The sequence below is a fragment of the Actinomycetota bacterium genome (assembly GCA_018830725.1).
Taxonomy (GTDB): Bacteria; Actinomycetota; Humimicrobiia; order JAHJRV01; family JAHJRV01; genus JAHJRV01.
The window spans coordinates 1-4,231 of the sequence record JAHJRV010000093.1; the positions used below are offsets into that span (position 1 = coordinate 1).

At 30.7% G+C, this 4,231-nt stretch carries 2 protein-coding genes; both read right to left on the minus strand.

What is annotated here, in order from left to right; all coding sequences use genetic code 11:
• Positions 1–2,480: DEAD/DEAH box helicase family protein (locus KKC53_04245; protein ID MBU2598376.1), on the minus strand; the 2,480-nt coding region annotated here is incomplete at its 3' end.
• 20 nt (positions 2,481–2,500) lie between these two features.
• Positions 2,501–4,231: site-specific DNA-methyltransferase (locus KKC53_04250; protein MBU2598377.1), on the minus strand; the 1,731-nt coding region annotated here is incomplete at its 5' end.

The window sequence follows — 4,231 nt, forward strand, 5'->3', positions numbered from 1 at the left end:
AAATCAGGGTTAAAACTGCGGCGGGTACGGTCTTTTCCTTTTTTAAAAAATTCATAATCAAGGCTATAAAATCTCATATCTCGAGATTTAATCCAAGAATCTAAATATTTTGCATATTTTATTAAATTAAAGACAAAAGCTTTTTCCGGTTCATGAGAAAGAATAACTAAATTTTGAGGAGTTTTAAATAAAGAAGTATTAACCGCGAAAAGAGGTTGATCTTTTATTACTTGCCGGAAATAATCTGATTTATCCTGAGGCATAAAATAATCTAAGGTCATTTGATCACTGGGACCTTTTTTAAATCTTTTTGCTAAATAATCAATAACAAATTTATTTTCTTCTTCTAATTCTTGTTGATAATCTTCGGAGATAAAAACACTGGTATATTTATTCAGCTCTCCAGAACGGATACTGGAAGCATCCATTTTTTCTGTTTTAATCTCGAGCAGTTTTCCATCTATATTTATCCTTTTTGGTTTTTTTGTTCCTTGAGAAAGAAATTGATTAAAAAAGATATTTATTTGTTGGCGATTATTCTTAGATAATTTACTATCTCTAAAGCCCGCATTTTGCATCGAGGTTTTAATCATTCCTTTAATATAATCAAAATCAGCTAATTTACCAACCTCAACTTTAATTCCAAAATCAAAATGTTCATTTTCAAACTGATGACATTTAAATCTATCAACAATCTCTGTAGCTACTTCATCAACTGTAAAAAATTCTTTAGTTAGATCAAATCTTTTTTGACCCAGCAGAAAATCTACTTTTAAATGTAATTTTTCGGAAGGACAAGTTAAGATTAAGGTTCTATTTTGAGGGATGTGTTTTTGGTTGGTTATTTTTTCGGTTTTCATTCCTGGCTGATATTCTAAATTGAAAAGGTGAAAGTTGTGTTTAGTTCGCAATCCCTTTTCTAATATTCGAGAGGTAAAGCGAGCTTCACAATCTGTAACTGCCCACATTAATTCCTCTATATGTGCTGCAAATCTTTCATGATTGGCTATAGTAACTACGGGATAATTCCCTTGGATTATACTATTGGGAACTTTGCGAGGTAATCTTAGACCTCTTCCTAATACTTGAGAAATAAGAAGTTTAGATTTGAATACTCTTTCTTCCATAGGAACAATCTGATAAACATTATCTACATCCCACCCTTCTGATAGTTTATTTACCGCAAAGATAAATTCTACTTTGCCTCCCGGCTTTTCAGGATTAAGCTCTTCTATCTGTTCTAATTTTTCTTGATAATCATTATCCGTAGGTTTACTGATTACACAAATTACTTTCTCTCTGGCTAAAGAATCCAGCTCAGAAATAGAAAGATTTTGGTATTCAGGATGGATATTTTTTAAATATTCACTTAGATCTTTAATAAATTCCTCAGTATTTTTTTGAGCGCGTGCTTGGGTAGGGTTGATAAAAATAGTAATCGGTTTTAAATAGGAACTACCCTTATTATCTCGATAAGAACATTTTTCTTTGTTTTCATCATGGGTAATTAATATCTGTTCATATTTTTGAGAGAGAGAAACAATTTCCTTTTCTCCTTCAATTTTGGTGTGAATGATAGGATTAATTTTTTTAATAATTTTTTCTTCTGTTGCATCTTTTATAGAATAATTGCAAATTACATCAGAAAAATACTCATCCTGATTATAAGGAGTCCCGGTAAAGCCGATATGTCTTTTAATCTTTGGTTCTTCTCGAATAAATTTCATCCATAAACGTTCCTCAAGGTCTTCCCTTCTCCCACCTTCTTTAATAATATAAGTATTTCCACTAAAAGATAAATGCGAATAAGCATGATGTACTTCGTCACTTAAAACTAAGACTTCATCAGTCTGAGAAAATAGGGTATCTCCAATTGAATTTCTATCTTTGTTATATACAGAATTAATATTTTCAATGACGATTGAATTATCTACAATTGGTTGATTTTCATCTAAAAGATTAATGGGTATATTGCGGTATTTTACAGGAAGTTTTTGTTGTAATCTATGAGCAGTTTGTCCGTATAAATATTCTCGAAATTTTCCTCTTAGACCACTTTCAATTACCGTAGAAGTGGGACCAAGTACTAACACTCTTTTTGTTTTACCTAAGATAATGGAAAGATAAGCTATAGCAAATATTACATAGGACTTTCCTGTACCAGTAGCTAAATGTACTACACCAGATAATCTATCTGGTAAAGGTAAATGCCTTAAAAAATTCTCTTCGCTCTGAAATCGTTGTTGAATAGCTTCCTTTTTCTCAAAATTTTCTCGGGCTAATTGAGAAACATCCCGATAGCCCCCTCCCCAAAGATAGATCATCAATTCTTTGATTGCATTATACTGATAGTCCCGGCTACCTACTAATTCTCTAACAAAATCTTCCACTTCAGAAAAATCGAACTTATCATAATTACATTTACGGATATTGATATCCAAGGTGTGATTTGATAAATACAGTTTTTCAACCTTGGGCATTTTAAGCGACCTTCCTTTTCTTAAATTTTTATAATTTTACTTTCATTACCATGCTTATCAATAGCAATTAAATGACTATTTTCGGTTAACCCTTCTATTTTTACTATTCCTTCATCATTAATTTCGTTTTTATAGATTGCTTGGTCAAGATTAAATACTTGCCCATTATAATTTTTATCGATTAATATCATTGACAGCCCTTCTAATCCTTCATATCTTTCTTTGTTTTGATTTAATATCCCAGTAGAAAAATGTTTTATTTTAAATCCTTCTGGCATTTTTTCTATTTCTATTTCTATTTCTTCATTAAAATAAAAACCGGCTGAAGAGATAAGTTTATTAATATCTCCGGTAGATGCAGGTTGGTCTTTAATCTGAAAATGGCGAGAAACGTCTTCTAATATCTTATAGGGAAATTTTAATAATTTAAAATTAATATCTTCATTATTGCCATTTTTCAAAGTGGTGTTAGTTATGACTGTACAGGATTCTGGGGTTACTATATAATAATCTCCTTTTAATCTTCCTCCTGTAGCTCTAATTATCTCTTTTAAATAGTCTTCATCTATTCTAACTTCTTTAAGATATTCATCATCCCAAACAGGATATATTTCGACTGGGTTATTATCTTTTTCAGCATAGATATTAGAAAGTTTGTATTTAGAAATATAATCTTTTTCTTCTCGAATAATGCTAAATAATCCCAACACAAAATTAATATAGGCTTCCTTATTTTTTCTTAAATTCATAATCCGAGAGAAATCATATACTCCGGCAGAAACTATGGAAAAAGGTTGAGGGGGCTGGCCATATTTTTCATTTTCCTTCGCCTCTTGCCCTAATTTTTTAGAAGCAGCGATATTCCAGATTCTTTTTTGCATGGTATAAATGGCATGTTTGCCAAAATCACACATGATCCAGCGACGATCTAGTTTCTCAGCAACCGCAGCTGTAGTTCCAGAACCAGCAAAACAATCGAAAACTAAATCATTGCGATTAGAAAAAGTATTAATAACCCTAAATAATAATATTTCAGAGTTTTCTGTTGGATAATCAGTTTGAAATGAATAACCTGGGATATCTGTCCAATTAGAATCAACTAAAATTGTTTCTGTTGAGTCAATAAAATATTGTGGTGTACCAGTTTTTGATATTCTTATTTTTCCTAATTTCTCCAATTTATTAATATTTTCTTGTTTAAATGTCCAATGCCTTCCTTTTGGAGGGTATCTTAGTTTCCCTAAAATAATTAAAGGACTGCCTTGGCCTTGCGAATCCATTGCATGCCAACGATTTTCTTTCTTACTTTGTAATTTTTTATAAAATGGTTGAAAATTATCTTTATATCTTCCTGTTTTTGAATATATAAATAAAGAATCTGTTGCTACATTAAACTTTTTAGCTCCTGAATCTGATTTCTTTATACGATTAATAACAATTTCGTTTAGAAAATTATCTTTACCGAATATTTCATCTACAATTATTTTGACATAATGCCCAAAATGATAATCTAATCTAATAAAAATGCTTCCATCGTTACTCAATATTTCTCGTAAATAAACTAATCTTTCTCTTAATGTCTCAATAAATTCAGCGCCCATTAATTTGGCACTATAACTCATTTCTCCATCATTTCCGCCATACTCATCACCTGTCCCAAACGGAGGATCAATATAGATTAACTTAACTTTCCCCTTTACTTTATCTTTAATTAAAGGGTCTTGATTTAAATAACAGGTTTTTAGAAATTG